The organism is Erythrobacter donghaensis (assembly GCF_001557325.1).
In the GTDB taxonomy this organism is placed as follows: domain Bacteria; phylum Pseudomonadota; class Alphaproteobacteria; order Sphingomonadales; family Sphingomonadaceae; genus Erythrobacter; species Erythrobacter donghaensis_B.
On record NZ_LSJS01000062.1, the window covers coordinates 1 to 1016 of the forward strand.

Annotated in this window: 1 protein-coding gene and 1 pseudogene; both read left to right on the forward strand. The window is 66.1% G+C overall.

Going from position 1 to position 1016, the window contains the following annotated elements; genetic code table 11:
- Positions 1–220 (forward strand): annotated as a pseudogene (locus AX692_RS20420) (conjugal transfer protein TraV); the annotation flags it as partial.
- On the forward strand, positions 220–1016 hold a 797-nt coding region (locus AX692_RS02895; protein WP_155646248.1), incomplete at its 3' end, for a conjugal transfer protein TraC. The pseudogene AX692_RS20420 and the gene AX692_RS02895, both read left to right, overlap by 1 nt.

Sequence of the window (1016 nt, forward strand, 5' to 3'; positions counted from 1 at the left end):
GGCGCGCGAGGCCGTTGCCGGTGCCAAAGCACCGGCGGTCGAGGGGTTCGACACGCCGCCTCCCTCGCGTGATCGAGCCCCTCGGCCAGAGGCGGGGCACAGCGCTCCCGTGTTCCCCAGCGCCGCGGCGATTGAAGCCGCGAAAGCTGCGATCCGCCCCGCAGCCAGGGCCGGTGAACAGCCGATAGCCAGCACCCCGCAGCCCGAGGAACCCAAGTAATGGCCGAGCAACTCAAGTCCGTCATTGATCGGCTGCTTAGCGGATTGCTGGGTGACGCCGAGCACGTCGAAAAGCCCCGCCCCCAGCTGATGGTCGACATGCTGTCCGACTGGCTGCCCTACAGGGTCTATGATCCGGCAACGCGCCTGTACTTCAACGCACGCTCGAAGGGCTTTGTCCTCTCGGTCACGCCGCTGATCGGCGCGGACGAGCGCACAGGCGAAATCCTCGGGCAATTCTTCTCGGAAGGCTTACCAGCGGGCGCCTGCCTGCAGGTGCTCCACCTTGCGAGCCCGCGCATCAGCAGAATCATCGCCCCGTGGTTTGCGCCACGGTACATGCAGGGCGGCGTGTACGAGGCGATTGCCCGTCACCGCGCGCGGCGGCTCTATTCGCTCGTCTGGGAGTCCGGCTCTGCGGATGCCCCCTTTCATGCGCGGCATCACCAGGTCATCGTCTCGGTCGGCGTGCCAACATCGAAGGCGGTCAGCAACGAGGATCTCAAACAGACCCGCGAGGGGCTGGTGGCGATGCTCAAGTCGCTCAACCTCGGCGTGGTCGAAGTCGGGCCCGAAGCGCTCATCGCTGTCATCGATGATCTGACCTCGCCCACCACGGCGCCGCAGGATGATGCGGTGCCCTACAACCCGAACGATCCGATCGCCTCGCAGGCGATCCGCCACGACATCGAACTGGTCGTGGCCGAAGATCGCATGCGGCTGGTGACTGAGCGGTTCCGGCCCACTGGCAAGGTCAATGACGGCGTGCCCGAGATCGGGACCGTCTATCCCGATGC